General features: G+C 48.4%; 22 protein-coding genes and 1 riboswitch. Of the genes, 3 read left to right on the plus strand and 19 right to left on the minus strand.

Annotation, left to right across the window (positions count from 1 at the left end; translation table 11 throughout):
* The first annotated feature begins 39 nt into the window (after window positions 1-39).
* Window positions 40-1,410, plus strand: a complete 1,371-nt coding sequence (locus BUA14_RS00530; RefSeq protein ID WP_072770792.1) for an alanine/glycine:cation symporter family protein — start codon at window positions 40-42, stop codon at window positions 1,408-1,410.
* Here BUA14_RS00530 and BUA14_RS00535 read toward each other — a convergent pair.
* From BUA14_RS00535 to BUA14_RS00570, 8 genes are all read right to left on the minus strand, one after another.
* The gene (locus BUA14_RS00535) at window positions 1,407-4,904 is read right to left on the minus strand and encodes an SbcC/MukB-like Walker B domain-containing protein (protein ID WP_072770793.1); all 3,498 of its coding nucleotides are present in this window, start codon (window positions 4,902-4,904) and stop codon (window positions 1,407-1,409) included. The genes BUA14_RS00530 and BUA14_RS00535 overlap by 4 nt on opposite strands.
* Window positions 4,891-6,120, minus strand: a complete 1,230-nt coding sequence (locus tag BUA14_RS00540) for an exonuclease SbcCD subunit D (protein ID WP_072770794.1) — start codon at window positions 6,118-6,120, stop codon at window positions 4,891-4,893. The genes BUA14_RS00535 and BUA14_RS00540 overlap by 14 nt, the downstream gene beginning before the upstream one ends.
* 253 nt (window positions 6,121-6,373) lie before the next feature.
* Complete coding sequence (locus BUA14_RS00545; protein ID WP_072770795.1) at window positions 6,374-7,549, minus strand: amidohydrolase; 1,176 nt, start codon at window positions 7,547-7,549, stop codon at window positions 6,374-6,376.
* 18 nt (window positions 7,550-7,567) lie between these two features.
* A complete protein-coding gene (locus BUA14_RS00550) occupies window positions 7,568-8,041 on the minus strand; it encodes a hypothetical protein (protein ID WP_072770796.1) in 474 nt (157 codons plus the stop codon).
* Window positions 8,025-8,573: an RNA polymerase sigma factor gene (locus BUA14_RS00555; protein WP_072770797.1), complete on the minus strand. Its 549-nt coding sequence runs from the start codon at window positions 8,571-8,573 to the stop codon at window positions 8,025-8,027. Before BUA14_RS00555 ends, BUA14_RS00550 begins: the two co-directional genes overlap by 17 nt.
* 253 nt (window positions 8,574-8,826) lie before the next feature.
* Window positions 8,827-9,732, minus strand: coding sequence for an arginase (rocF, locus tag BUA14_RS00560; RefSeq protein WP_072770798.1), 906 nt, complete (start codon window positions 9,730-9,732; stop codon window positions 8,827-8,829).
* Between the two features lie 141 nt (window positions 9,733-9,873).
* On the minus strand, window positions 9,874-10,398 hold the full coding sequence (locus BUA14_RS00565; protein WP_072770799.1) for an endolytic transglycosylase MltG: 525 nt from the start codon (window positions 10,396-10,398) through the stop codon (window positions 9,874-9,876).
* Window positions 10,395-11,015 (minus strand): RNA polymerase sigma factor, encoded by a 621-nt coding sequence (locus BUA14_RS00570; RefSeq protein ID WP_072770800.1) that lies wholly within the window; start codon window positions 11,013-11,015, stop codon window positions 10,395-10,397. The genes BUA14_RS00565 and BUA14_RS00570 overlap by 4 nt, the downstream gene beginning before the upstream one ends.
* Window positions 11,016-11,220: 205 nt before the next feature.
* On the opposite strand from BUA14_RS00570, the gene BUA14_RS00575 reads away from it, so the two are divergent.
* Window positions 11,221-13,026, plus strand: a complete 1,806-nt coding sequence (locus tag BUA14_RS00575; protein WP_072770801.1) for a hypothetical protein — start codon at window positions 11,221-11,223, stop codon at window positions 13,024-13,026.
* Between the two features lie 112 nt (window positions 13,027-13,138).
* Here the strand turns inward: BUA14_RS00575 and BUA14_RS00580 are convergent, their stop codons facing one another.
* Window positions 13,139-13,900 carry an N-acetylmuramoyl-L-alanine amidase gene (locus BUA14_RS00580; RefSeq protein ID WP_072770802.1) on the minus strand — a complete coding sequence of 254 codons (762 nt, stop codon included), beginning with the start codon at window positions 13,898-13,900 and terminating at the stop codon, window positions 13,139-13,141.
* Window positions 13,901-14,360: 460 nt separating this feature from the next.
* Between BUA14_RS00580 and BUA14_RS00585 the strand changes: the two genes are divergently transcribed.
* The gene (locus BUA14_RS00585) at window positions 14,361-14,900 is read left to right on the plus strand and encodes a 50S ribosomal protein L25 (RefSeq protein ID WP_072770803.1); all 540 of its coding nucleotides are present in this window, start codon (window positions 14,361-14,363) and stop codon (window positions 14,898-14,900) included.
* A 176-nt stretch (window positions 14,901-15,076) separates the two neighbouring features.
* Here BUA14_RS00585 and ehuA read toward each other — a convergent pair whose 3' ends face one another.
* The 10 genes from ehuA to BUA14_RS00635 all read right to left on the minus strand — a co-directional run bounded on the left by ehuA (window position 15,077) and on the right by BUA14_RS00635 (window position 25,835).
* Window positions 15,077-15,925 carry an ectoine/hydroxyectoine ABC transporter ATP-binding protein EhuA gene (gene ehuA, locus BUA14_RS00590; RefSeq protein ID WP_072770804.1) on the minus strand — a complete coding sequence of 283 codons (849 nt, stop codon included), beginning with the start codon at window positions 15,923-15,925 and terminating at the stop codon, window positions 15,077-15,079.
* Window positions 15,926-15,936: 11 nt separating this feature from the next.
* Window positions 15,937-16,593 carry an ectoine/hydroxyectoine ABC transporter permease subunit EhuD gene (gene ehuD / locus BUA14_RS00595; RefSeq protein WP_072770805.1) on the minus strand — a complete coding sequence of 219 codons (657 nt, stop codon included), beginning with the start codon at window positions 16,591-16,593 and terminating at the stop codon, window positions 15,937-15,939.
* Window position 16,594: 1 nt separating this feature from the next.
* Window positions 16,595-17,239, minus strand: coding sequence for an ectoine/hydroxyectoine ABC transporter permease subunit EhuC (ehuC, locus tag BUA14_RS00600; RefSeq protein ID WP_072770806.1), 645 nt, complete (start codon window positions 17,237-17,239; stop codon window positions 16,595-16,597).
* Between the two features lie 13 nt (window positions 17,240-17,252).
* Window positions 17,253-18,137 (minus strand): ectoine/hydroxyectoine ABC transporter substrate-binding protein EhuB, encoded by an 885-nt coding sequence (gene ehuB, locus BUA14_RS00605; RefSeq protein WP_072770807.1) that lies wholly within the window; start codon window positions 18,135-18,137, stop codon window positions 17,253-17,255.
* Between the two features lie 116 nt (window positions 18,138-18,253).
* Window positions 18,254-18,401: riboswitch (cyclic di-AMP (ydaO/yuaA leader) on the minus strand.
* Between the two features lie 107 nt (window positions 18,402-18,508).
* Window positions 18,509-19,261, minus strand: coding sequence for a succinate dehydrogenase iron-sulfur subunit (sdhB, locus tag BUA14_RS00610; RefSeq protein WP_072770808.1), 753 nt, complete (start codon window positions 19,259-19,261; stop codon window positions 18,509-18,511).
* Between the two features lie 11 nt (window positions 19,262-19,272).
* Entirely contained in the window at window positions 19,273-21,009 is a 1,737-nt protein-coding gene (sdhA, locus tag BUA14_RS00615; protein WP_072770809.1) for a succinate dehydrogenase flavoprotein subunit, read from the minus strand.
* A gap of 56 nt (window positions 21,010-21,065) precedes the next feature.
* Window positions 21,066-21,689 (minus strand): succinate dehydrogenase cytochrome b558 subunit, encoded by a 624-nt coding sequence (locus BUA14_RS00620; RefSeq protein WP_072770810.1) that lies wholly within the window; start codon window positions 21,687-21,689, stop codon window positions 21,066-21,068.
* 492 nt (window positions 21,690-22,181) lie between these two features.
* Window positions 22,182-22,739, minus strand: coding sequence for a hypothetical protein (locus BUA14_RS00625; RefSeq protein ID WP_072770811.1), 558 nt, complete (start codon window positions 22,737-22,739; stop codon window positions 22,182-22,184).
* Between the two features lie 145 nt (window positions 22,740-22,884).
* Window positions 22,885-23,316 (minus strand): flavodoxin, encoded by a 432-nt coding sequence (locus BUA14_RS00630; protein ID WP_072770812.1) that lies wholly within the window; start codon window positions 23,314-23,316, stop codon window positions 22,885-22,887.
* 338 nt (window positions 23,317-23,654) lie between these two features.
* Window positions 23,655-25,835, minus strand: coding sequence for a M56 family metallopeptidase (locus tag BUA14_RS00635; RefSeq protein WP_072770813.1), 2,181 nt, complete (start codon window positions 25,833-25,835; stop codon window positions 23,655-23,657).

The following is a 25,835-nucleotide window of genomic DNA, read 5'->3' on the forward strand; positions in this document are numbered from 1 at the left end:
TATTTGTCAACAAACAATGCATCAGGAGGAGTGTTCAGCATGGAATGGTTTTCTAATTTAGTCGTCAGCATCAACGCAGTATTATGGGATGTCTTTTTAATTCTTCTTCTTTGTGGTGTGGGCATTTATTTTACGATTCTTACCAAAGGGGTACAATTTCGCCTGTTCAAACAGAGCTTTAAGCTAACCTTCGGCTCTATTACTTTGAGAGGTAATGCTGCCAGCGATAAGGAAGGCATGACCTCATTTCAGTCTCTGATTACCTCGGTGTCCGCCCAGATTGGTACGGGAAATCTGGCGGGTGTGGCTACCGCTATGGTATCCGGCGGTCCCGGCGCCGTATTTTGGATGTGGTTGAGTGCAATTTTAGGCATGGCTACCATTTATGCCGAAGCTACTCTTGCTCAGCGTTATAAAACCACGAAAAACGGCGAGCTGGTGGGCGGACCGGTCTATTACATCCGCGCCGCCATCAAGGGGCGGACCGGTAGGGTGGTTGCCGCTGTTTTTGCCCTTTTGCTTATCATGGCCCTTGGCTTCATGGGCAATATGGTTCAGGCCAATTCTGTGGGCGGGGCCATGGAAACCGCTTTCGGGATTCCTTCAGAAATCATCGGGATAGGATTGGCACTTATTTGCTTGCTGGTTTTCCTGGGGGGTGTTAAGCGTATTGTTGCCGTTGCGGAAAAAGTGGTTCCTTTTATGGCAGTTTTCTTTACTTTGGCATCCTTTGTAGTTATCGGCGCAAATTTCTCTAACATTATCCCTGCCTTTCATGATATTTTTGTGGGCGCTTTCTATCCCCAGGCGGTTTTAGGGGGTGTCCTGGGGGTAAGCGTGCAGCAGGCCATCCGTTTCGGCATTGCCCGGGGCTTGTTCACCCATGAAGCCGGTATGGGATCAACGCCTCACGCCCATGCTCTGGCCCGTGTCAAAGACCCTTGTGATCAAGGCCTTGTCGCCATGATGGGGGTTTTTATCGATACCATTGTTTTACTGCCCTTAACTGTTCTGGCCATTTTAACTTCAGGTGTATTGGGCTCTGCCGATGCCAACGGTGAATTCGTCACTGGAATTCAACTGACTCAGGCTGCTTATGCCCAGGTCTTTGGTCAATTCGGCTATGTCATTATTGCCATCTGTGTCCTTTTCTTTGCTTTTGCTACAATTATGGGCTGGTACTTTTTCGGTCTGGCCAATGTGAAGTATCTCTTCGGAAAAAAAGCAGTTCCTTTTTATGCCATACTGGTTGCTGTGTTTGTAGGTGTTGGCTGCGCCCTCAAGGTTGACCTGGTGTGGAATTTGGCCGATCTTTTTAACGGCTTAATGGTCATCCCCAATATTTTGGCCTTGATCATTCTGGGTGGGGTTGTGGCCAGACTCACCAAAAACTGGGGCTCGAGAAGCTAGCTGACTTCGATGGCCACCTTGCTCCCGCCCAGCCCGGCTTGAGCAGGTGTGACCATGAGCTTGACGGGCACTCTGTTCTTGATCGAATCCACGTGGCTGATGATGCCCACGGATAATCGGTCATGGTGGAGCCTTTCCAGGGAGTCCATCACCACTTCCAGGAGGTTGTCATCCAGAGTTCCGAAGCCCTCATCCAAGAAAAACAACTCTAAAGGGGCCGTTCCTTTAAGCTGAATTTGGGCGGACAGAGCTAACGCCAAAGATAAAGAGGCCAGGAAGGTTTCCCCGCCGGATAATGTAGTGGCATCCCGTTGGGCGCCGCCGTTCTTATAATCCCGGATCAGGAACTTTCCGTTCTGGTCCACTTCCAGGCCATAGTTGCCCCCGGTAATCTCTCTGAGCCGCTTACCGGCTTCGATGGAGACGTATTTCAGTTGGTGGGCCGCCACAAATTCAACGAATCGCTTCCCCCTGAATAATTTCTCCAGATCCCGCAAAAGTCCCAGCTGACGTTCCAGCTCTGCCTGACTCTTCAGCAGGTCTTTTTTCTTCGCCAAATTCTCTTTCATGGTCCTGACATGGGTCTCGATCTCAATCTTGCTTTCCTCCAGCCCTTTGCAGAGGGTTTCTTTTTCTTCCTTGAGCCTTTGCATTTGCTCCCATTGTTCAGCGGTCAAACTCCGCCCGCCAAGCTTCTTTTGCAAATTCCCAATGGCGCCAAGAAGCTGAGTTAAGGAGTCCTGATAGTCCTTGACCTGCCTTTTGAGTTTCTCTATCTCATCTCTGCTCAGCAGATGACTCTTCGCTTCCTCAATATTCCCGATCTGTTCCTCCTGTAAAACCTTATCCAGAGACTCCTTATCCTTTTGACTTCTTTCCGCCAGGCCTTGCCAGCTGGTGTGTGCTGATTGCAGGCGGACATAGCACTCGTTGTACTGTTGTTCCGTCTCGTTTTTCCTTGTTTCGGTCTGGACATAGCTCTGCTCGATCCGGGTTATTTGGCTGAGGAGTTCCTTTTGATAGACCTCTAAATTCTCCACCTCACCCACTTTGGCTTTTATGGCAGTCTGCTTGTCTTGAATGCTGCTCTCTTTCTCTTTGAAGATGCCCAGGCTTTCCTTCAGGGATTCTGTCAGGGCAGACAGTTCCGTACTGAGAAATTCTTTTCTGGCCTGAGCTTTTTTTAAGGTATCCCTTAAGCCTTTCAGCTCACTCTCCAGTCCGGCCTTCTCTTTTTCCTTGGCGGCAATCTCCTGGTGCTCCTGCTTAAGGTCCCGGATATTCAGTTCAGCTCTAAGAGCGGTTAGTTCCTGCTCATAAGCTTCATATTTAGCCTTTGCCAGTTCGAGATTCTTCCCTCTGCTCTCCAGTTGGCCCATTGTTTCTGTTTTAATGGTATTTTGCTCATTAAGCTTTATGGCCAGCTGATTTTTCTCTTGAGTCAGCCGGTTGAGCTCTGCTTCCAATTCTCCTTTTTGCTTTGTATATCGGGATATCCCGTCCCTTAACGTCTCAAATTCCTTCTGCATAGCCTCAGGGTCATAGGCTTTGTATTCTTCTCCTAGGGCGGCAGCTTTTTCTTCAACCTCTTTCAGGGTGTTTTCCAGGGTCTTGATCTGTTCCTGGGCCTGAATCATTTCCTGGTACAGGCTTTGTTCCTGCTCCTTCCCTTCCCTTAAAGCAGCTTGGATCTCTTCAAGCTTTTCAGTATCAACAGCAGCATTCCCATGATCAGGCTGATGCTGGGTCGATCCGCACACCGGGCAAGCTTCTCCCTCAATCAAGGCCACGCGTAAGGCATGAGCCAGATTTTCCCTTTCAACTTTCTTCAGATCGTTCTCCAGCTCAGTGATTTTCTGTGCCAATTGAACTTTTTGCTGTTGGGTAGTATCCAACTTGGGCAAAAGATCACGGATACCCGCTTCGCTGCGACTGATGGCACCAGAATACTCGTGATGCCTGGCCCATTGTTCCTTGACTTGATTGAGCTTTTCCTGCAAGGCAATCAGGGTTTCCGAGTCTCCCGGGCAGGTTTCCTCTAAATTCTGAAGGGTTAAAGCAAATCCTTGGAGTATCTCCGTCTTGGCCTCCAGCTCTTGTGAATATTTCAGCCCCTTTTCCTGGGCCTCTTGAAGCTTCTCATCAATGCTTTTGACTTCTGAGCCTAAGCTGACCACCTGTTGCCCGGCTTCTTCCCAGCGGCTGAAGGTAAGGAGGGCTTCATTGATTTTCTGCTTAAACTCTTGGTCGATGGTTAAAGCTTCCACCTTTTGCTCTTTCTCCTGAATATCAGCATTGACCTTGGCAATAAATTCTTCACCTTTATGTATTCGGCCTTGCTTCTCTTCCCGTTCCTGTTCCAGCCGGCCAATACTCTCTTGAAGAGACTGCTTTTCCTGGATGAGGCCCTCCAGCTTCTTTTTCTCCAGGATAGCGTCGGCAGCACTCTGTTCACGCAGCCTTAAAGCAGGAAGCTCTTTGTCTTTTTGAGCCCCCGCTTGTTCCCATTGAGCCTCTGCTTCCTTTTTCTGTAAAGCCAAAGCTGCAGTGTCCCTCTCCAATTGGGCTACTTGAGCCTGAGTTGTGGCGATCTTCTCCAGAGTATCTTCATATTGATCCAGATAAGGTTTAACCCTTAAGGACCGTTCCCCGAGAGTCGCTTTGATTTCACTTTCTTTAATCACAGCTGCCGCTTTTTCAAGTTCAGCTTTTTGAGCTTCCTGCCGGCTTAATTCCCCCTGCAGCTCCCACACTTCTTTCCCGTTGTGAAAATCCTCAACCGCCTTTGTTAATTCTGCCTGAAACTGCACCAGCTGCTCTTCAAGGGAGCCTAATTCCTTGTTCTTTGCTTCCAAAAGCTCTTCACTGCACTCTTCATAGGATTTGAGCTGACCTGCCAGGACATTGGCTTTGTCCAGCTCCAGCCGGACTCTTGCTGCTAAGCGGGAGGACAGTTCATCGCCGTATCTTTGCAGATTAAACAACCTTTCCAGCATTTCTCTGCGGTCTCTTCCCTCCAGCCTCAGAAACTCGCTGAATTTCCCCTGAGGCAGAACCACAGTGCGGGTGAAATCTTCCAGGGTCAGGCCGATGATTTCCTCGCTCTTTTTGGTAACCTCCCTGACCTGTTCTTCCAAAACCGCCTCTTCGCCGGCGGTTATAAGCAGCATCTTGGCCGAGTGGGTGCGCACATTGCCTGACTTTTTATCTCTGCGAAACTCCCGATCCACCCGATAAGTCTTGGTGTCCTTCTCTGCAATCTGGAATTCGTAGCTGACCTGTAACGATTCGCAGTTAGTGTTCATGTAATTGGTGCTTCCCCGGGCCACTGCGCCATAAAGAGCCAGAGTCATTCCGTCCAGGATAGTGGATTTGCCGCTGCCGGTGGGTCCGAAAATGCCGAATAAACCTTTGCTGGTAAGCTGGGAGAAATCAATTTCCTGGGTATCGATAAAGCTGTTCAGCCCTTTGATCTTAAGCTTAATGGGTCTCATGGATTTCTTCCCCCTCCTGTTCCTGGATAATGGATAACAACAAATCCACAATCTCCTGCTGAGGCTCTACTGTTCTTTCTTTGCGATAAAATTCTTTAAAGATATCCTCAATTTTCTGATCGGCAAAGCTGTTCAGGGTGAATTCCTCACTTTCCCTTCCCGGCAAAACCGGCACTATCTCCAGGATGTCTTTCTTGGCGCTTTTCATGAGCTTAAGCTCATCTTCCCGAATATAGCGATCCGTATTGACTTCCAAGTACACCCAACAATCCCTGTCTTTGTTTTCTTCACATTTCTTGAGAGCCGCCTCGATGCTCCCGCACTTCCAGACTTCAATCGGTTTGTACACTTTAAAGTCCACCTCTTCAAGAGCGTACTCTTGTTGGGGCTTCAAATCGACAATGAAACCTTTCTTAGCGAAAGGGATCTCCTTTTTGCTGTAGTGAATAGGGGAGCCTGCATAGCGTGCTCTTTTGTCTGTACCCGGAACGATTTGCGGCTTATGTATATGACCCAGGGCAATATATTGAGCTGCCTTGGGAAAGCAGCTGCCGTCCACGATAAAGCTCCCCCCCAATTGAATGCTTCGTTCTGAGCCAGATTCTTCGCTTCCTGCAGCAAAGAGATGGGACACTATCATATTGATTGTATCTTCCCGAAATTTTTCACTTAGGCTATCCAGGAGCATTTTGATTTTGTCCCCATAAATTTTGAGTCGTTCCTCCTCTTCATCCATGGCACCGTATAAGACTTCGTTGAGCCTTTTTTCACTGGGATAAGGGAGAGTAAGGATCACGGCTTTTTCCCCGTTGATCTCAAGTTCCACAAAGCCTTCACCCGAATCGATCACCCGATGCCTGCCATACTCCCCTTGAGGCACAATCGTCTTAGGTGTTCCCACCATAATAATTCCATGATCCCTGGCCAAAGGCCCTGCGGCCACTAAGCGTTCCGGATTGTCATGATTTCCGGCGATGACTAAGGTGAGCCGCTCTCCATTGGCGGATAATTTCTTCAAGGTGTCATAAAACATTTTCTCCGCTTTGGCCGGAGGATTGGAGCTGTCATACACATCGCCGGCGATCATGACCAAATCCACCTGTTTTGCCTCGACGATCTCAACAAAGTCCTTCAGAAAAAGCTCCTGCTCCTCCATCCGGCTTAAGCCTTCTAAATTCTTGCCTAAATGCCAATCTGAAGTATGTAGAATCCTCACACTTCCCCACCCTTTCTCTCTCTGGAGTCGGTAAATATCTTATTGAGGAGCCGCACAATCCGACTGCCCTCAACTTTATACGCTAAACCCATTATAACTTATAGTCAGGACAAAATACTGACTAAAATCATGGTAAAGAAAACTTGGCTGGTACACGAACGAGGCTGCCCTGGTTGCGTTATACTTTCCAGTGCAAAAGAGAAAGCCGCTGCTTAACCCCAAAGCAACGACTTTATGGTACTGAGCCTTATTGTTATTTTACAGGGGGCCGGGAGTTCAGTTCCCGCTTAGCAAGACTTAGCAGCTTCGGAGCACTTAAGATATCCCAGCCGGTAAGAGCTAAGGCTTGAATAGCCAGTAAAAGCAGGCGCTCACCCGGAGCAGAAAGACAAGCCTGAGCGAAATCCCGTGTATGAGGTATGTTCATACCTCCCCCAAGTGTTAAATAAGGATGGATAGCCGGAACAAGCCGGCTGACATTTCCCATATCCACGGAACCCATGGCGGATTGGGGAGGAGATATGTTGCGAATTCCCAATTCACGAAGGTTGGTTTCAAAAGCCCCGGCTAAGGCTCGATTGCTTCGCATTTCATCATACGAGTTCTCAAACATGTTCCAAGTGACTTTGGCTGAGACTGCAGCCGCTGCTTCTTGGGCACAGCGGATGACCTGGTTGCGAATGATATTCAATACCTTCCTCTGGCGTGCCCGCAGATAAAACCGTGCCACAGCCCGTTCCGGTATCACATTGGGGGATGTGCCGCCCTCTGTAATAATTCCATTAATATAAGCATCATGAGGGAGATTATCTTTCAGCCGGTTTGTCCGATTGAAAAAATCAATCAGGGCCTCTAAGGCATTCACTCCATAATAAGCAGCTGCCACAGCGTGAGCCGCTTTTCCTAAGAAAACGAACTCCAAGGCATCTAAGGCCAAAGAGGAGATAATCGTAGCATTCTGACTCCCCGGATGAAACATAAGCGCTGCATCCACCCCTTCAAATACCCCTTCGTTCACTAGAATGACTTTACCACCACTGGTTTCCTCCGCTGGGCTTCCCACAACCCAGATCTCACCGGGCAGTTCAAGGCTTTTGCTCAAAGTAATGGCTGCTCCCACACTGGCCGCCCCAATCAAATTATGCCCGCAGCCATGACCAATTCCCGGTAAAGCATCGTACTCCGCTAAAAAAGCAAGTCGGGGACCAGGCTTATACCCTGAGAAGCGGGCGATAAATGCCGTATCCAAACCGGCGGCCGGCTGTTGAATTTCAAAGCCATGGCTTTTAAGCAGTTGGGTTAAGGTCTCCACCGCAAAATATTCCTGATACCCGAGCTCCGGACGCTCGCCAATCAGGCGTGCTGCCTCCCATGCTTCTTTCCAGACGATGCAAGCCTGATCTCTAAAGAACATCTTAAGGGCGTCCATTGAAACAACTCCCTCTCTTTAGGAATTCCCGTCGATTGTTGTGCTATTGAGTTTATCTCGTATTCCTTCAAAGAGGACCCATGAAAACAAGATACCCATCACAGCCAAACCATATTGCTGCCATAGGAGCTGATATCCTATTTTTAGATTGGAGAGAATGGTGAGTGTATCGAGAAACCAGTCCCACCTATTCTGGAGCCAGGCCAGCATAGGAATATTGGCGGTAAGCCACAGGACAAAGGTATTTAACCCGCCGCCAAGCCAAGGTCCTAAAAACCAGTTGATGAGAAAGAGGCTTAGAGAAAGGACAAAGAGCCCGCCTAAGAAAATGGTCCCCCATTTTCTGCGTTGCCTAACTAAGCGCTTTTCCTGAAAGTCCACCGGAGCAGCAAGAATTTGTTCCATAATTCTCACCTGCATTCCTTGCAAAGGCTCTTGGGCTATGGACTTATCCTGAAATACAGACTTGAGCAGATCATCCATTTCCTTCATGACCATTTCTCCTTTCCATGATTTGGCGGAGTTTTTCTTTACCTCGATGGAGGTGTGTCTTGACTGAACTGATGGGAATATTTAAAACTGTGCTTATCTCTTCATAGCTTAACTCCTGTTGGTAACGCAAATAGAGTGCTTGCCGGTAGTGCTCGGGCAATTCTTCCAGGATAGCCCTGACGTCCAAGGCCTGCTCTTTGGCCAAATAGGCTTCCTCCGGTCCCATTTGCCGGTCCACCAGGCTCTCATCGATACTTAAAGGAATTTCCCGCTTTTTCTTGCGCATAAGATCGATGGCCTTATTTCTGGCAATGGCATAGAGCCAGGCCCGAAAAGTATATTTATCCGAGTAGCGCCAAAGATGACCATAGGCTGCTAAAAAGGCTTCTTGGGCGCAATCAAAGACTTCATCCTCAGCGCCCAGTATTCCGCGTAAAAAATGAATTAAGGGTTCTTGATAGCGCTGGACCAGCAATCCATATTGCTCATGCCTTCCCTTAAGAACCTGCTGAATTAATTCAGCATCCTCCATAATGACGAGCAGCTCCTATCTCTTCTTTCGCTATTCAGATAGCATAAATTTCATGGAGCATAAGTGCGACTAAGGCTTCCGCCTGTGCCTACGCAAGCAGTGTCTTCGGGCGTAAACCAAGTCTTCTTTATACCTCTCATCATGTTTACGTTTCAAGACCTAAAAAAGTTTCGTTATTATCATTTTAAGCCGTATTCATGAATTCTGCAATTCAACTTTTGGCAAGAATTCTTTATTATATTTAAACTTTTTGTCACGGATAAATTTTTTGTCCAAAGGCCGAGCTTATGAGACCCACTGCTAATTCGGCGGTCTTATTCTGCGCATCCAAAATGGGATTGACCTCTACCACATCCATACTCAACAGGCATCGGCAATCAGCGACCATCTCCATAGCCAAATGAGCTTCCCGATAGGTCATCCCCCCTTGAACCGGGGTTCCAACACCGGGAGCTTCACTGGGGTCCAATACATCCAGATCAAAGCTGATATGGACTCCGTGGGTACCTCGATTGGCGATTTCCAGCCCTTGCCGAACCACCGCCTCCATACCCAAGCGGTCAATATCGCTCATGGTAAACACCGTAATCCCGGATTGGCGGATCATAGCCCGCTCTTCATCGTCAAAATCCCGGGCCCCGATGATCACGGTATTCTCTTCCTTGATTTTCCGGGCGGCTCCACCGATACTGGTTAACTCCTCAGCTCCAATACCATTGGCTACAGCTAAAGGCATGCCATGAATATTGCCGCTGGAGGTTGTTTCCACGGAATTATAATCACCATGGGTATCGAACCAAATAACGCCAAACTGCTTGCCGCTGGCGGCACACCCCGCTAAGGAGCCTATTCCTAAGCTGTGATCTCCCCCGATTATTAAGGGAATGACCCCCTCCTTAATGGCTTGAGCCACCAGAGGGTAGAGCTTTTGATTGACTTCTGAAATCTCGGGGAGATATTTGAGCAGAGGATCTTTAATTTCCCGGGTCTCGGCGATCGGTACATCGATATTACCTACATCCTCCACTTCCCAGCCCAGCTTTTTTAAGCGCTCATGAAGCCCCGCATAGCGGATAGCACTGGGGCCCATATCCACCCCTCTCCGATCCGCTCCTAAGTCGATAGGCACTCCTATGACGCGCACCTTTCTTCTTTCCATTGATAACCCCTTCTTTCGATTTTAGTTCTTCTATATAATTTTTCAAAGAAGAAGGTTTTATATGCAGAAAAGCAGCAAGAGCAATACCTTCTCTTACTGCATAAGTCATAATACTATTTGTAATGACAGGCTCTATTAGATTTAAGGGATGAGTTGCTTCAGAATCTCTTCCATATCCATGCCTTGGATTAGCTCAAAACTTCCCGCTTGAAAACGACCGGCCAGATTCTTTTGCTTAACTAAATCCAGGAATTCGTCTTTTGAAGATATCCACCCTTCGGCAAGCAGAAGGCCGGCAATTCTATCTGCCGTGGAGCCTGAGGGAATGACAAAGGTTTGCGTGGGTTTCTCCTTCTCAGCATCGGCACTTGAAGGGCTTCCTGAATTCATACCCTGATTCTGAGCGGGATTCTCCCCCGTCTCATCAGAAGTTACCGGATTTTCAGGGAGTGTCGGATTGTTACTCCCCTCCTTGTTCTCACCTTCGCCCGGATTAGGAACCTCACCCTGATTTTCGCTGCCCGGCGTGTTGCCGCCTTTACCGGTCTGCTCCGGCGGTGAACTCCCGGCAAAGCTGATGCCTACAGGAGGGATCACCATGGCCAGAAGAGCACTGAGGATCAGCCCCGAACCCAATCCTAATATATAGGAGCGGGATAGTTTCATGATGTCAGCCCCTTTCCTTTAAGGGCTGTGCGTAGAACCATATTGACTGCATCCCGGCTGATGGCCAAATGACCGGCAATTTCCGCTACGGACCAGCCTTGTTGATCAAGCTCCAAAACCCATTGATACTTTTCAGGGAGCATTGGAGAAGGGGACTCCACTTCAGTGTACCGGTCAAAGGTTTCCAAGGGCGCTTGAGTCAAAGCACTGCTATTGTCGTAGAGGCGATGATATGGGTTGACCCCTTGATTAGTCCCTTGACTCGAGTTCTGAGGATTGGCAGAGAGATGAGGCTGGGATTTCATCTGAGGCTGAGCAAAGGTGTTCACAGCTGAAGAGGTCAATTGATTAATATTAATCTTCTGGGCATTAACCTCGGTACGGAGATCTGCTTGAACATTCTCATTGCGAAACAGCCTCAATTCATGATCTCCTAATTGAGTTTCAATTTCCCGAAGACCTTTTTGAACTTTACTGATCTCTTTTTTTACTCCGGCCACCCCCTGAAGGATGGTGAGTATTTCCGGGCTGGTTCTGCCGGAGGAATTCCCCATTCTCATAGCCCAAATAAGACAAATCACCCCTAATATAAACAAAAGGACGGGTAAAAGAGTCATGCGGTAGTCCCTCCTATTTTTCACTATCAGAGCAAAGCGTAGAGTACATTATTCGGGACAATACCCAACATTTCCTTCTTTTTCAGCAAATCCGGTTCTTAAGCCTTCATTGGGAGCAGCATTTGTCAAAGTCAATTGGCTATAGAATGTTATACAAATATGTAATATAATGTTAGTGATATTAAAATTAAGGAGAGTTGGAGATATGTTCCGTAAATCTATGCGAAGGTCCTTTACCCTTACTTTAATATTTCTATTAATGTGCTCTACTTATGTTTCGGCCGTGCCGTTAGTTCCTTGGTGGCCGGAGCCTCTGGTTCATTCTACTCAGATTATTGAAGAAGAGCGGATCGAAATGACCAGCCCAACCACTGCTATATTCCACTACAAACTCTTTGATAAAAATGGCGTAGATATCACCAGTGAATTTCCGGTTTTTGATTTACATGTGGAAGCCAGACCTGCAGATGGCGTAAAATTCTTGGGAATCACCGAAGCCAACTTAGACCCTCAAACAGGAACTTGTACACTGACCTATGACTTTCCCAAATCGTACGTTGATGTTTTGATTACAATCGCGCCCAGATACTCCAGAGGCGATACTAAAAGATTAATTGTCGGCAATTCTGATGAAGAATCCCTGAAAAGAGTTGATGAACTTCATTTTCTTACTGATAGCTTAACGAGTTCCGGAGCCAATACCGCCACTTTTCGCTACAATATCATCAATTTCATCGACGATATTACCCCTAAAATTCCTGCCTCTCAGATCGAAGCCTTTTCAGCCCCAGGTTCCGAGATCACCCTTGACCCTGACACAGGTACCGGCACCATTGCTTTTGATACCTTAGATACAGATCAGCTTATCCAAACCACTCTAAGAGATAAACTCACCGGAGTTACCGCCGTTTTAAACACTCTTGGACTAGAACCGGTTCCAGCCTCGCAAGCGACGCCCCCTTCGGCAATAGCCAGAATTGATTTCGTTTCAGGTGATCTGGTAAAAACCGAGACAGGGACAGCCACTTTCCAATATAAACTGTTGGACCATTATTATACAAACATTACCAAATCTGTTCCTGCAGCGGACCTGAAGGCAACGGCCGTCATCAACTCCCTCCCTGCTGATGTAAGCCTGGATCCGGAAACCGGCACCGGCACCATAACTTATGATTTCTCTGCTGATGATGAACAGGTTCTGGTTACTTTGGCTCACCAAAAAGGAATGGAAATCTCAGCGCTGTTAAACCTTCATTCGCCATCAGGGTATGAAGCAAGCGACACTGAAAACAACACTGATGAGGATCTTGACATCGCTCAAATATCTTTTTTACCCACTGGTAAATTATCCCCTAATATCACTACTTATTTGCAATACCGAATACTTAATAAAGAAGGTAAAGATATAACGCCAAAAATTCCTGCTTCGGAGTTGCATGCAAGCTCATCTGTCAATTCAATGATCGATTTAAAGCCATCAGACAGGGATTTCAAGATAACCTATAATATATATGATTCGGATAAAACGATTCTTATTTCTTTGGAAGACAAGGCCACCGGTGTAAAGACAGCCATCAATATCGGCAATATGCCTCCGGAACCTGGATCAGAAGATACTTCCGTTGATAACACAGCCCTAACCTTTAAGGATCCCGTTTTGGAAAAGGCAGTCCGGGAGCTTACCTATAAGCCAACAGCAGAGATTTATAACAGTGATGTTAAAAATATTTCGAAACTGCTTATCGGCAAAGGCTGTGAAGATTTATCCGGAATAGAAAACTTAACCGGCCTGGCCTCTCTTGCCATTTATTCTGACCAGATTAATGATCTGTCGCCTTTAAGAGAGCTGCCAAAATTGAGAAGTCTTAACTATCAGGGTACCCTAAATGACTTAAAGTCTTTAGAACAACTGACAAATTTGACTCTTCTTGAGATTAGCTCTACAACGCTTGGTAACTATGATTTATCCTCAATACAACAAGCTTTACCCAATTGCTACATTATACATTAAATAAAATAATTACATTAATTAGAATAGTCCTCAAATAAATAGTCCTCGGGATGGCCCCGAGGACTATTTATTTGGAACTATGCAAAGCCCGGATTAATGTCGTTCATTCGCCTTAGTTCACATCCACGATGGGGATTCCCTCCTTTTGCAGTTTACGGCAATATTCGGAGAGACCTTGGTAGATAGCTATGCTCAGTTGATGTTGGTAGTCTGTTTCATTTAATTTTTGCTCTTCCTGGGGATTGGACAGGAAGCCGACTTCCACCGTCACCGCAGCTTGCTGTGCCTTTTTTAGAATAAACAAATCCTGGTCGGCTTTGGCCACCCGCTTGGTTCCGGTCAGTTTATTGAGTTCCATTTGTATGGCCTCAGCCAGAAGCTTTCCCTCCGGTAAACCCTCATGGTAAAAAACCTGGGGGCCGGTTAAGGAATGGTTGGGGGAGCTGTTCACATGAATACTTAAGTAGACATCGGCCTCGAAATCTTTAGCCAGTTGGATTCGTTGGGCCAGGTCCTCTCTTTTTCTTCTAGCTAGACCCTCAGACGTCCCCAGATCCACATCGGCTTCCCGAACCATGACGGGCTTACCCCCAGATTGTTGAACAAGGAGTTGCAAATGCTTAGAAATATTCAGGGTAATATCCTTTTCTAGGCTGACCTTCCCTACAGCCCCTGGGTCAACGCCGCCATGCCCGGCGTCGATGAGCACAACCTGATTGCCGATGGTCCAACTCCAGATTTCTTCGTCCTTTTGGTTATACTTCCATACTAAGCTGCCAGTCACAATAAGCACCAGCGCGAACATCGCTGCTACCATCCAACCTCTATTCCATCGTCTGCGATAGTTGAGCCCATCCCTTCTCATTCTCCTCATGGCTCTTCTCCCTTCCCATGCCTTGGGCCGATGTTATCCGCCCTTTAAAAAACTTATGGAGAAGAGGCTTGGCATTATTCCTTGATAAAGGTATTCCTCAAAGAATTTTCGAATCATCCTGGGTTGTTTCCGGCTAAAGGAGCATTCGGATGAAAAGACAACTTTTCTTTACCTTTTGAGTTGTAAGTGGCTTTACCCTTAAATTGCGGGGACTGCCGGGCTTTGACTTCCCCCTAGTAAAACTATAGAGTTAATAGTATTAGGGCCAATCAAGAAAATCCGGCTTCGTCCGAAGACACTGTCTTCCCACTTGTTTGCCTTAAACGTGTGATCGCGAGTGAGGCGAAGTCGCTGGTTGCCCTTATGCTTAGAAAGTATATATTTGCAAGTTTATACTTTCTGACCATGTAGCAAACGACTCTGCGGACGGCGCAGAGTACAAGAATGGAGGGTCAAACAAATGAGCGAAACTGCAATTCAGGCTGTCGAAAGGAAAGAAAAACCCAAGGAAGTCCGAAGCAAAGGTTTTGTGCCGGGGGTAATCTACGGCAAAAGTATGGACTCCATCAGTGTGAAATTCGATGAGAAGAGGCTTAACAAAGCCCTGCAGGGCCGTTCCCAAAAAGCTAAAATCTCTGTGCAGGTTGCGGGTGAAACCAAGCAGTGCTTCGTCGGAGAAATTCAAAAGGATATTACTTCGGGAAAAACCATTCATATCTCTATGCAAGTGGTGGAAGATGATCAGGTTGTGAAGATGAAAGTTCCGATTACCTTCGGCGGCAGTGAAGCACTCAGTGAAAGAAAATTGATCGTGCTGCCCTATTTTTCTGAGTTGGAGATGACGGGCCCCAGTGCCGATATTCCGGAATATGTGGCTGTCGATGTTGCAGATAAATTATTAGGAGATAAAATTACCATCGCAGACTTTGTGGTCAGCCCTTCAGTAAGCGTAGTGGATGATCCGGAAAAAATCATCGCGGCGATTACCGGCGCAAGATAGTGTCTGCTTTGTAAGCATGCAAAGACCAGGTCTATATTTGTATTGACCCCCAATCGTTAGATTTTTGGGTCTAACTTTTGGGGGTCAATACATACAATATAGACCTGGTTTTTTGATTCATCAATTTACTTTTCTCGCCGATTTACTTCCTCCAGTGATTTACCTTTCCCGGTGATTCATCTTCCCCGGAAGCGGCTTAAAAAGTTTTGCAGGCGGGGACTCTGGGGGTTATGGAAGATTTCCCGGGGCGGTCCTTCCTCGATAATGTGCCCTTCATCAAAGAAGACCACCCGGTCCGCCACATCCTTGGCAAAATCCATCTCGTGGGTGATGAGGAGCATAGCCATCTCCCCTTCCTGGGCAATCTCCTTGATGACTTCCAGCACTTCACCCACCAGCTCAGGGTCCAAAGCAGAGGTAGGTTCATCAAAGAGCATAATTTTGGGGCGCATGACCAGAGCCCTGGCGATAGCCACCCGTTGTTTCTGCCCACCGGACAGTTGGGCGGGGTAGCCATGAAGCTTATCACCCAGGCCCACTTTCTCCAGCATAGCAATGGCCTGCGCCTCAGCATCATCCTTGGTCATCCCCAGCACATGGATGGGAGCGGCTGTCACATTGCCTAAAATGGTCATATGGGGAAAAAGATTGAAATGCTGAAAGACCATACCGATCTTGTTGCGAATTTTATGAAGATGCTTTTCATTGGCTTTAACCATTTTTCCTTTGACCTTTTGCTGCCACAAAGACTCACCATCCACTTGGATGGCTCCGGAAGTAGGTTCTTCCAAGGTCATGAGCAGCCTGGCCATCGTGGTTTTTCCTGAGCCGCTGGGTCCGATTAAGGCCACTTTCTCTCCCGGCGCAATATCCAGGTCAATCCCTTTTAAGACCTGCAAGTCTCCATAAGCTTTGGCGATTTTTTCGTAGTGCACTACAGGTTGTTTTACTTTTTTCCCGGCTACGGTCTGCTTATTTTTCGTTTCATCCGGTGTAGTTTTTAATAGTTTCAATTGAGCACTCATCCTATTCCTCCTTAGCGAACGCTTTTCGTCATCCTCATTTCCAAACGGCGAATCATCACCGAGCAGGGATAACTCAACAATAAGAACAAAAGCCCTACAATCGTGAACCCCTCCAGATAACGGAAGGAGTGGGAGCCGATAATCTTGGCTGTCTGTAAAATTTCCACCAAGGTAATGGCCGAAAGAAGAGGGGTTTCTTTAAACATGGTGATCAAATAGTTACCCATCACCGGTATGACCGGCGGCACCGCTTGAGGAATGATGATCTTGGCCCATACTTGCCAGGGGCTGAAATTGAGAGCTTTCGCTGCTTCCCATTGTCCCTGGGGTATCGCTTCGATTCCCGAGCGATAGACTTCGGAGAGATAGGTGCTGTAATGAATCCCTAAACCCATAATCCCGGCAGTGAGGGGACTTAAAGACAACCCGGCTTGGGGCAGTACATAGAAAATAAAATAGAGCTGAACCAGCAAAGGTGTGCTGCGGATAAACTCCACAAAGCCTTTTGAGCTGTAAGCGACAGGCTTCAGGGAAGAGCGGCTGCCGATGGTGAGGAACATCCCTAAAAACAAGGCCAGAAAGAATCCGGCAAAAGTAGCGATCACAGTAATCTTTAGTGCTGCAAATATCTCCGGGAAGATTTTAATGGCAAAATCCCAATTCCACATCTTAGTACCTCCCTACAGTCAGCCTGTTTTCTATCCAGCGGATCCCCCGTGTTAAGGGCCAGGCAATCAGGAAGTAGATCACAAGCAGCAAGCTGTAAATTAAAGTCGTCTCCATAGTGGAAGCATTAAGCACGGAGGCCTGATAGGTCAAATCGGCCAGGGTGATTAAAGAGACCAGGGAGGTGCTTTTCAGCAGCTCAATCTGCAGATTGCCAAACCCCGGCAGCATCATGACAAAGGCCTGGGGCAGGATAATGCGCCGCATGCGCTGCCAGGGGCTGAAGTTCAAGGCAACCCCGGCTTCCGTCTGCCCTTTGGGAACAGCCAGAATAGCACTGCGCACCACCTCGGAACCATAGGCCCCGCAGTTGAAACCCAGAGTCAGGACTCCGGCGGCCAGGGGAGGCAAGCTGATGCCTAAAAGAGGCAGGGCAAAATAGATCCAAAAAAGCTGAACAAGCAGGGAGGTTCCCCGGAAGGTTTCCACATAGACTGCCGTCAGAAAGCAGATGGGCGGATATTTGGACAAGCGGCCGAACCCGGCCAGGAAAGCCAGCACCAAAGCAAGGAGGGTTGCCAGAAGAGTGATGATGAGGGTTATTTCCAACCCTTTTAACAGGGTCGGCAAGAGGTCTAAGATAGCCAAAGGTCATCACTTCCTACTTAATAATGTCTTGTACAGTTATGTCCCCCGGAAGCTCTTGCTCTGTAAAGCCGAAGGATTCAAGGATCTTGAGAAGGTCACCGGATTCTTTCAGCTTCTGCAATTCGGCATTGAAAGCCTCCCGGAAATCACTGTCTTCATGGCGGAAGGCAGTTGCCCCATAACCTCTGACACTTTCGCCGTCAATCACCGGCTGAGTGAAATCCATGACCCGCTCCAAGTTAGGGTCATTGGCCGTATCCAAAGTAGCCTGAATCGAAGGGCCGGTAGCGGTAATCACATCTGCCCGCCCGGCCTGCAGGGCTGCCAAAGCTGCCGGCATATCCGGAACGGTCACGATTCTATCTTTGGGGACACCACTGGCTACAAGGTAGTCATACTCAATGGCTCCCCCAGGTACAGCGACTTTAGCCGTCCCGTGCTTGGCGATATCTTCATAGCTATGCAGGTCGAGAGGGTTACCTTTCTTGACGGCAATGGCTTCCCCGATGCTGTATTCGGGATTGGCAAAGGATACCTGCTCGGCCCGGTCGGGGGTGATAAACATTCCGGCGGTAACCATATCAAAACGTTTGGCCTGAAGGCCGGGAATTAAAGAGGCGAATTCCGTAAGCTCCCCCTGCATTTCATTAATCCCCAGCTCTTTTAAGACGGCCCGGGCAATTTCCACAGCTTCACCGGTGAGCTCCCCGTCGGCAGTTTTATATGCATAGGGCTTTTCATTAGCAAAACCAACGGTGACGGTTCCTTTCTCCTTAGCCTTTGCCAATGTACTCATCCCGTCACCGTTGGTCTCGGAAGAGCCGCACCCTCCCAAGGCAAAGACACTAAAGGCCAGCATCCCCACCAGTAAAGTTCTGAGCATTGGTAACTTTTTCATTCAAACGTCCTCCTTTTTCTCGACTGAAATCCGCAAAAAGGCATAGAAAAAGGGCCTGAACAGGCCCAAGAAGAAGCAGCGCATAACATTAACTATTGATTTAGCATAAAAAACACTAAAACGGTTCACACGCTTACGAGGTTAGCTGCCGGGTTCGGAATGATACCTTTCCGTCATTGCCAGGAGTTTGCTCTCCCTGACAATAATTAACCCCCATGATGGTTCCCCCGTTTTCCTTTTTGGGAAATTCAGCCTTGATTGCAAACAGCTTGCAATCTGACAACTCTTATTTTGTTATAAGTTGTTACAACTTTATGTTAACATCTAAGTTGTCAGATTGCAATAAAAAATTTTCTTGCATCTTGACTTTTTTAAGTATTCAGCCATCGCTTCAAGGCAAATTTATTGACCTCTTTGTTCATATCGGCAAGACTGGTGGTCAAAGGAATCTCCTTGGGGCAGGCCCGTACGCAATTTTGGGCGTTGCCGCAGTCGGTGATCCCTCCATCACCCATAAGGGCGGATAGGCGAATATGCTTATGCATAGCCCCCGAGGGGTGGGTGTTAAAGAGGCGGGCCTGGGAAATCGCGGCCGGTCCGATGAATCGGGAACGGGAATTGACTTGGGGGCAGGATTCCATGCAGCACCCACAGGTCATGCACTTGGAAAGCTCATACGCCCATACTCGATCCACTTCAGCCATGCGGGGCCCAGGACCCAGATCGTAGGTTCCGTCGATATCAATCCAGGCGTGAACCCTCTTTAAATTCTCGAACATAATAGTTCGATCCACCATAAGATCCCGGAGGATGGGGAATTTCCGGAGAGGCTCCAGGACAATGGGCTGCTCCAATTGATCCACTAAGGCCGAGCAGGCCTGTCTGGCCTGACCGTTGATATTCATGGTGCAGGCACCACAGACTTCTTCAAGACAGTTGCATTCCCAGACCACCGGATTGGTCTTTTGGCCTTGAGCATTGACGGGATCTTTTTGAATCTCCATCAAGCAGGAAATGATATTCATCTTGGGACTATAATCCACCGCAAACTCTTCCCAAAAAACAGGTTGGTCCGGAGCATTTTGGCGACGGATTTTTAAACGGACAATCTTCTGCCCTGACATGGCTATCCCCCCTATTTCTCTACATCATAGCGCCGCGGTCTGGGCGTAATCAGTGATACATCCACCGCTTCATAGCTGAATCGCGGGCCCTCCGGTGTGTAGGTGGCAATGGTGGTCTTCAGCCAGTTCGCATCATCCCGCTCCGGATAGTCAGGCTTATAATGGGCTCCCCGGCTTTCATTGCGGTTAAGGGCCCCCAAGGTAATGACACGGGCCAGCTCCAGCATATTCCAAAGCTGCCGGATAAAAAGTGCCGTCTGATTGCTCCACTGGACATCATCAATGAGCCGGATCCTCTGCCAACGCTGCATAAGCTCCTGGATTTTCTGGTCCGTCCCGGCCAGTTTGTCATTATAGCGGATGACGGTGACATTTTGAGTCATAACATCACCCAGCTCTTGATAAATATGGTAGGGATTCTCCTCACCTTTCATGGTGAGAATACTGTTCCAGAGCTCCTCCTGAGTCTTCCGTTCACGAACAAAGGCTTCTTCCTGCCCGCTGGAGGTTGCCGATTTATTTTTCTTAATGTACTCCAGGGACTTAGGGCCGGCGATCATACCGCCATAAATAGCCGAAAGCAGGGAATTGGCTCCTAAGCGATTGGCCCCATGGTATTGATATTCACATTCCCCGGCGGCAAACAGACCGGGGATATTGGTCATTTGATCATAATCCACCCACATTCCGCCCATGGAATAGTGAACCGCCGGGAAAATCCGCATGGGAACCTTTTTGGGGTCATCCCCCACGAATTTCTCATAGATCTCAAGAATTCCCCCCAATTTGATCTGAAGTTCATGAGGATCTTTATGGGAAAGATCCAGATAAACCATGTTCTCACCGTTGACTCCCAGACCCAGATCAAAGACCACATGGTAGATGGCCCGGGTGGCAATATCCCGGGGGACCAGGTTCCCGTAGGCCGGATACATCTCCTCCAGGAAATACCAGGGCTTACCTTCTTTATAGGTCCAGACCCGCCCGCCTTCGCCACGGGCCGACTCGGACATGAGCCGCAGCTTATCTTCCCCCGGAATGGCCGTAGGATGAATCTGGATAAACTCACCATTGGCGTATTTAACCCCTTGCTGGTAGAGAGCCGAGGCCACGGAGCCTGTATTAATGGTGGAATTGGTGCTCTTGCCAAAAATCATGCCGCACCCTCCGGCAGCTACTATGACGGCGTCGCCGGGAAAGCTTTGGATCTCCATATCATAAAGGTTTTGGGCGACAATTCCCTTGCAGACTCCCTCATCAATAACAGCAGAGAGCATCTCCCATCCTTCGTATTTCCTGACTAAGCCGGCCGCTTCAAAACGGCGGACCTGCTCATCCAGGGCATAGAGAAGCTGCTGGCCTGTGGTGGCTCCGGCAAAGGCTGTACGGTGATGCTTGGTCCCGCCGAAACGCCGGAAATCCAAAAACCCTTCCGGTGTCCGGTTAAACATAACTCCCATACGATCCATGAGATGGATAACGCCCGGCGCGGCATCGCACATGGCCTTCACAGGAGGCTGGTTGGCGAGAAAATCCCCTCCATAGACCGAATCATCAAAATGCTCCCAAGGTGAATCTCCTTCCCCTTTTGTGTTGACCGCCCCGTTGATTCCTCCCTGAGCACATACGGAATGGGAGCGTTTCACCGGTACTAAGGAGAATAAATCCACCGGTGTTCCTTCCTCCGCTATCTTAATGGCAGCCATCAGACCCGCCAGTCCTCCGCCTACCACGATTACCTTACTCATCCTCTTCACCTCTCACCTTTATTCATTATGGGAATCGATCATAGGAAACTTTTCTTTTACATAAAAGCGGTCAGATCATAAAGTCCAATAGCCGTCAGGAGAACAAAGACCGCCAGGCATGCATAAGTCCAGATCTGCTGTGCCCGGGGGCCTACGGTGATTCCCCAGGTTATGGCAAAAGCCCAGAGGCCGTTGGTGAAGTGGAAAATGGCCAGGACAACCCCGATCGCATAAAAAATAAGCCCCCAGGGATTAGCAACCGCGCTTTGCATCCCGGCAAAACTGGCTTCCCCAAAGCGAAGGGCAAAAACATGAACAGCCACGAAAATCACGGTATAGATACCGGAGATCCGCTGGATAATATAAAACCAGTTCCGAGGATATTGATAACGCAGGATATTGCTTTGACCGGTGTAAACCACCCAGCTGCCATAAACAGCATGAAAAATAATCGGAACAAAGATAATGATCATCTCAATCAGAAAAATTCCCGGAACACTCTGCATGGTCTGGATGACTTTGTCGTATTGCCCCGGTCCCAAACGAGCCGAGAGATTTAAAAACAAATGAAATGTCAGGAAGATACCGATGGGCAATAGCCCTAAGAGAGAATGGACGCGTCGAATCAGGAAATGGTAAGAACCCGACTCTGCTCTCCTCAAACCTACCTCATTGCTCATGTTCTAACCTCTTTTCTTCTCAATACTTTCCTCCCAAACCCTGTCTATACCCCTTCCTTGATGGCAGGGCTATCTATAGATTAGTCCGATAATTCCTCACCTCCCTCAAGATTTTTAGGAGTTAAATTAATATCTGGTCACAATTTCGAACCATACTTACCCCTCGGCATTGGACTCCTGGGCCCTCATCACCTTATATGCTTTTATTTTTGTGGTACTTTGGCATTTGTTTTGGGCAGAGCTATTTAAATATCTGGTCATAGTTTTATCGGTCTGAATTAATCTTAATACGAAGGAAGAGGTACGTCAATCAATTATTTAAATATTCCAAATTTTTTAACAATAAATCTTGCATGGTGTTTGCGTGCGCAGAAATCAAACTTCATTAATCAAAGAATATATAGGCGACACTGTTCTTTGAAATGCAAAAAGCCCAAGGTTCACATCCCTTGGACTCAGATTTGTTGTCGGCAGCTCTGGTGAAAAACTTTGTTACTCTTGAAACTGTTCTGTGAACCGTTTTCCCGCATCCGTAAGCGTGATCACACCAAGCTCTATTTCCGCGGTATCGCCAAGAAAGCCCGGGCGCTTCTTTCCTTCCTCAACGGTATCTTTGAAATAGGCAAACAAGGCGGCATCCGTATAGGACGTATAGTCATAATCACTCAGCCTCAGCTCATAATCCAGCGAGATCAGCCCTTTTTCTTTCAGCCCTTTTAAAGCTGCACCTTTTTCTTTCACGGTTTCCATACCGTCACTGGGATCATTCATATAGACTGGGGCAAGCATCTCGAACCGGACTTCTTTTTCCGAGCTGCTGCTGAGGATGTAGCGGCTGACCGGCAGGCAGCCCCGTTGTGCCAGTTCCTGCATAAATACTGTTTCCTGAGGGTCGAGGACCGGCGGTTTGTGGGAATGACAACAGGCTGTTTCCTGCTCTGCAGTCTGGCTGCTGCAGCCGCAACCACCTGAACTGCAGCCATGGGTATGGGTATGGGTATGCCCGTGGTGTTTATGGGCGGATTTCGTTACCTGACCGTTATTATTCATAAATAAACGTTTCTCCTGTTCTTTCTGTACTCATTGTTTTCTTGTTTTATTCTTATCTTATTAAAGATTGACCTTTCTGGCAAGAAGTCCCCGGCCTATAACCAGGGACTTTCCTGTAATATCTGATGTATCTGGCGGTGCCAGGCTATGCGTCGGCCAGGGTCTTCCCCAGTTTCCGGCATTGTTCCATACCATCGTTATCCGGTTCCAACTGAAGAATCAAGCCGTCCCCCGCTAAATTGGCGCCGGCTTTCTTCATGCGCTCTTCCCAGTCCCGCATCCATTCTCCGTCACCCCAGTCATAGGAGCCGAAAAGAACCACTGGCACAGCAGACAGATTTTCTTGCTCTAATGAGCAAATGAATGGTTCCATTTCATCTTCTTCCAGAACTTCAGACCCCATGGCCGGGCAGCCCAGTGCTACTCCATCCGCGGACAGGACATCGGCGACAGACGCCTGATCGACCGGAATGATCCGGACCTCCGCTTCGGCAGCCCGGGCACCTTCAGCCACTCCTGCGGCCATTTTCTCCGTATTGCCTGATCCACTCCAATAGATGACGACAATTTTCTTCATGCTGCATGTTCCCCTCTTCTTAATATAGATAACTTGTTATTATTGATATTGATTATCAAAATCAATAATAACAAGTTATCTTTTGTCCTGTCAAGGCTAATTTATGTTTTTCAAACAAGTTTTGAGCATCAGAACTTGACAGCAGGCCCGTGTGCAATCTCCTTCATAATACTCAAACTCATGGCTAAGCCCCTGCATCCCCTGTGGTGATGCATAGCGAACCTTCATCCAAGCTAATAAAAAGAGCCGGGGTTCCCTGGAAGAACTCAGCTCTTTTCCCGACGGCAATAACTGCCTGATTATATAGTGTTTTGCCTTATTGGTACAGTTTTACTGCTTTATGAGGGAACAGCCCAGTCCTTGATGCTGTCATACCAATCCTGGCCGGTGCTGTAGAGAATATCGTCAAAGGACGCACCCTTGGCCATCATAATTTCCCGGCAGGCGGCGGCCATGATGTGACCCTCCAGTCCTCTCTGCCCACCTTGGGCAAAGAGGTCAAAGCAATACTCCAGGGTATAGCTGCCATAGTAGATCAGAGTACGATACTCAAGGGGATGGGCATCTATATAGGCCCCGGGATTGGACATATGAGCCGGGGAAGAACAGATGGTCTCGATCAGTCCGGCGATCTCGTTGCCAACATCCACCTGGCCGTAGGCTATGGCCTGCTCATAACAGGCCATAGCGTGAGCCTGAATATATTTTTGCGTGTCCAGGGCATCCTCCCCAATCCCCCCCGGGAAAATCCTCTCTGGGAACTTTTCCCGGAGGGAGGGGCCATAATCAGCGCCATCCCGAGGTGTCCAGTATTCCATCAGCCTGTAGATATTCTTGTCCTCCACCTCAAAAGTAAGGGCAATCGGCATGTGGCTCCCCCCCGTTTCAGAAAGTCCACCCCCACGATATCCAAACTCCATATAGAGGGCCATGGCATAGACCGTGACCGTGTTGATGCCGTTGCCTGCCTCCGACTCCCCGGTCTCAGTGGCTAAAGTAGTATGAGCCTGGGCGGAGAAATCTCCACCGTTATACCCGCTCCTATGATGCTGAAGGATCGCTGCGGAGACAGCTTTCTCCAGAGGGTTCTGCTCCTTCGCCATAGGCTCCGCCTCTACGGTGCCGGCAGCCCTATCACTCCGGGGCTTCACCTGGCCGGCCTGCTCATTGGTATCAGGCTCAACTATCTTATTCAAATGGAACAGCCAGCGGACACGGGGCTTTTCGGAAAAATCATAGCCGTGGGCCAGGAGAATATGACCGTCTTTTTGCTCCATCACCAATATAAAGGTCTGGTTTTCATCCTTAAGATCAGCGCGGTAAATTGTTTTCACCTCATCCAGATTATCATGGGCTTTGTTGTTCAGCGACTCAAAGAGCCCGTATCGCTCCTGACGACTGAGAGGATATTTATAGAGACTGCCCAGCATGACCCAGTCCTGATCGGAGACTTCCTTGCGAAACAGCACATAGTCGGAAGAGATATTGTACTGAGGGGCGCTGTCCGTGGTGTAAGCAAAAGAATACTGAGAGGCACTGTAGAGAATCTCATCCACACGGTAAACGGCAGCGGTGAAGTTCTCCCCGGCTTTGGGGTTGGCCATCAGCCCCATACCCAGAATGAGCACAGCCAAAAAAGCGATCAGCAGGACCCGGAAGGCAGGCTTTTTATAGTTGAGAACATTCATAATCCGGCCCCTGGTATCACCCTCGCCAAAGGCCAGGGGGGTGCCGCCTACGATCCGCCTGCCTGTGGCCAGGGAAAGGAGGGAGGAGGAATAATCCTTTTTCACCTCATGGCCCAGCTTCCTGATCACCGCCTCGTCGCAGGACATTTCCATATCTCTGCCGGAAAGGAAAAAGGCGGCCCACACCAAGGGATTAAACCAATGGATGCAAAGCACAAAAAAGCTCAGGATCTTGACCACATGATCAAACCTCCGGATATGAGTCTGCTCATGGAGCAGGATATACTCCTTCTCCGTGCCGGAAAGCGAAGCGGGCAAATAAATCCGGGGATGGATCACCCCCATGACAAAGGGAGTGTCGATATCTGCACAGAGGTATATATTATCCTGATCATGGACCGCGGTCCTCAGCCGCCTTTTTAAGCCCATCAGTGAGAAAATGCTGTATATCAAAAGAGCGGCAATACCCATTATCCACAGCAGGGACCCCAAAAAGATCCAGATCTGCAGGGGATTAACGCTGGCATAGGGCGTCGCCCCGGGCAGAGACGAGCTGACGATCCGATCCACCGCCCCGATCCCTGTCTGAATCTGAGGTACGGCGGCATAAACAATGCGTTCCGGAATCGGTTCGGGGTTCACCGGCAGCAGACTTAAGGCACTCTCGAAAGAAAAAGGGCAAATCAAGCGAAAAAGCACCACGCTCCAAAGGGCGTAGGGAAAAACCTTCGGCGCTTTTCTGAGCAGGAGCCGCATAAGCACTACACACAGGATAACCGCACTTCCGGTAATACTCATGTTGAGTACCTTTAAGAATAGTTCCTCCTGCAT

It is taken from the genome of Desulfitobacterium chlororespirans DSM 11544 (genome assembly GCF_900143285.1).
GTDB classification, from domain to species: Bacteria; Bacillota; Desulfitobacteriia; order Desulfitobacteriales; family Desulfitobacteriaceae; genus Desulfitobacterium; species Desulfitobacterium chlororespirans.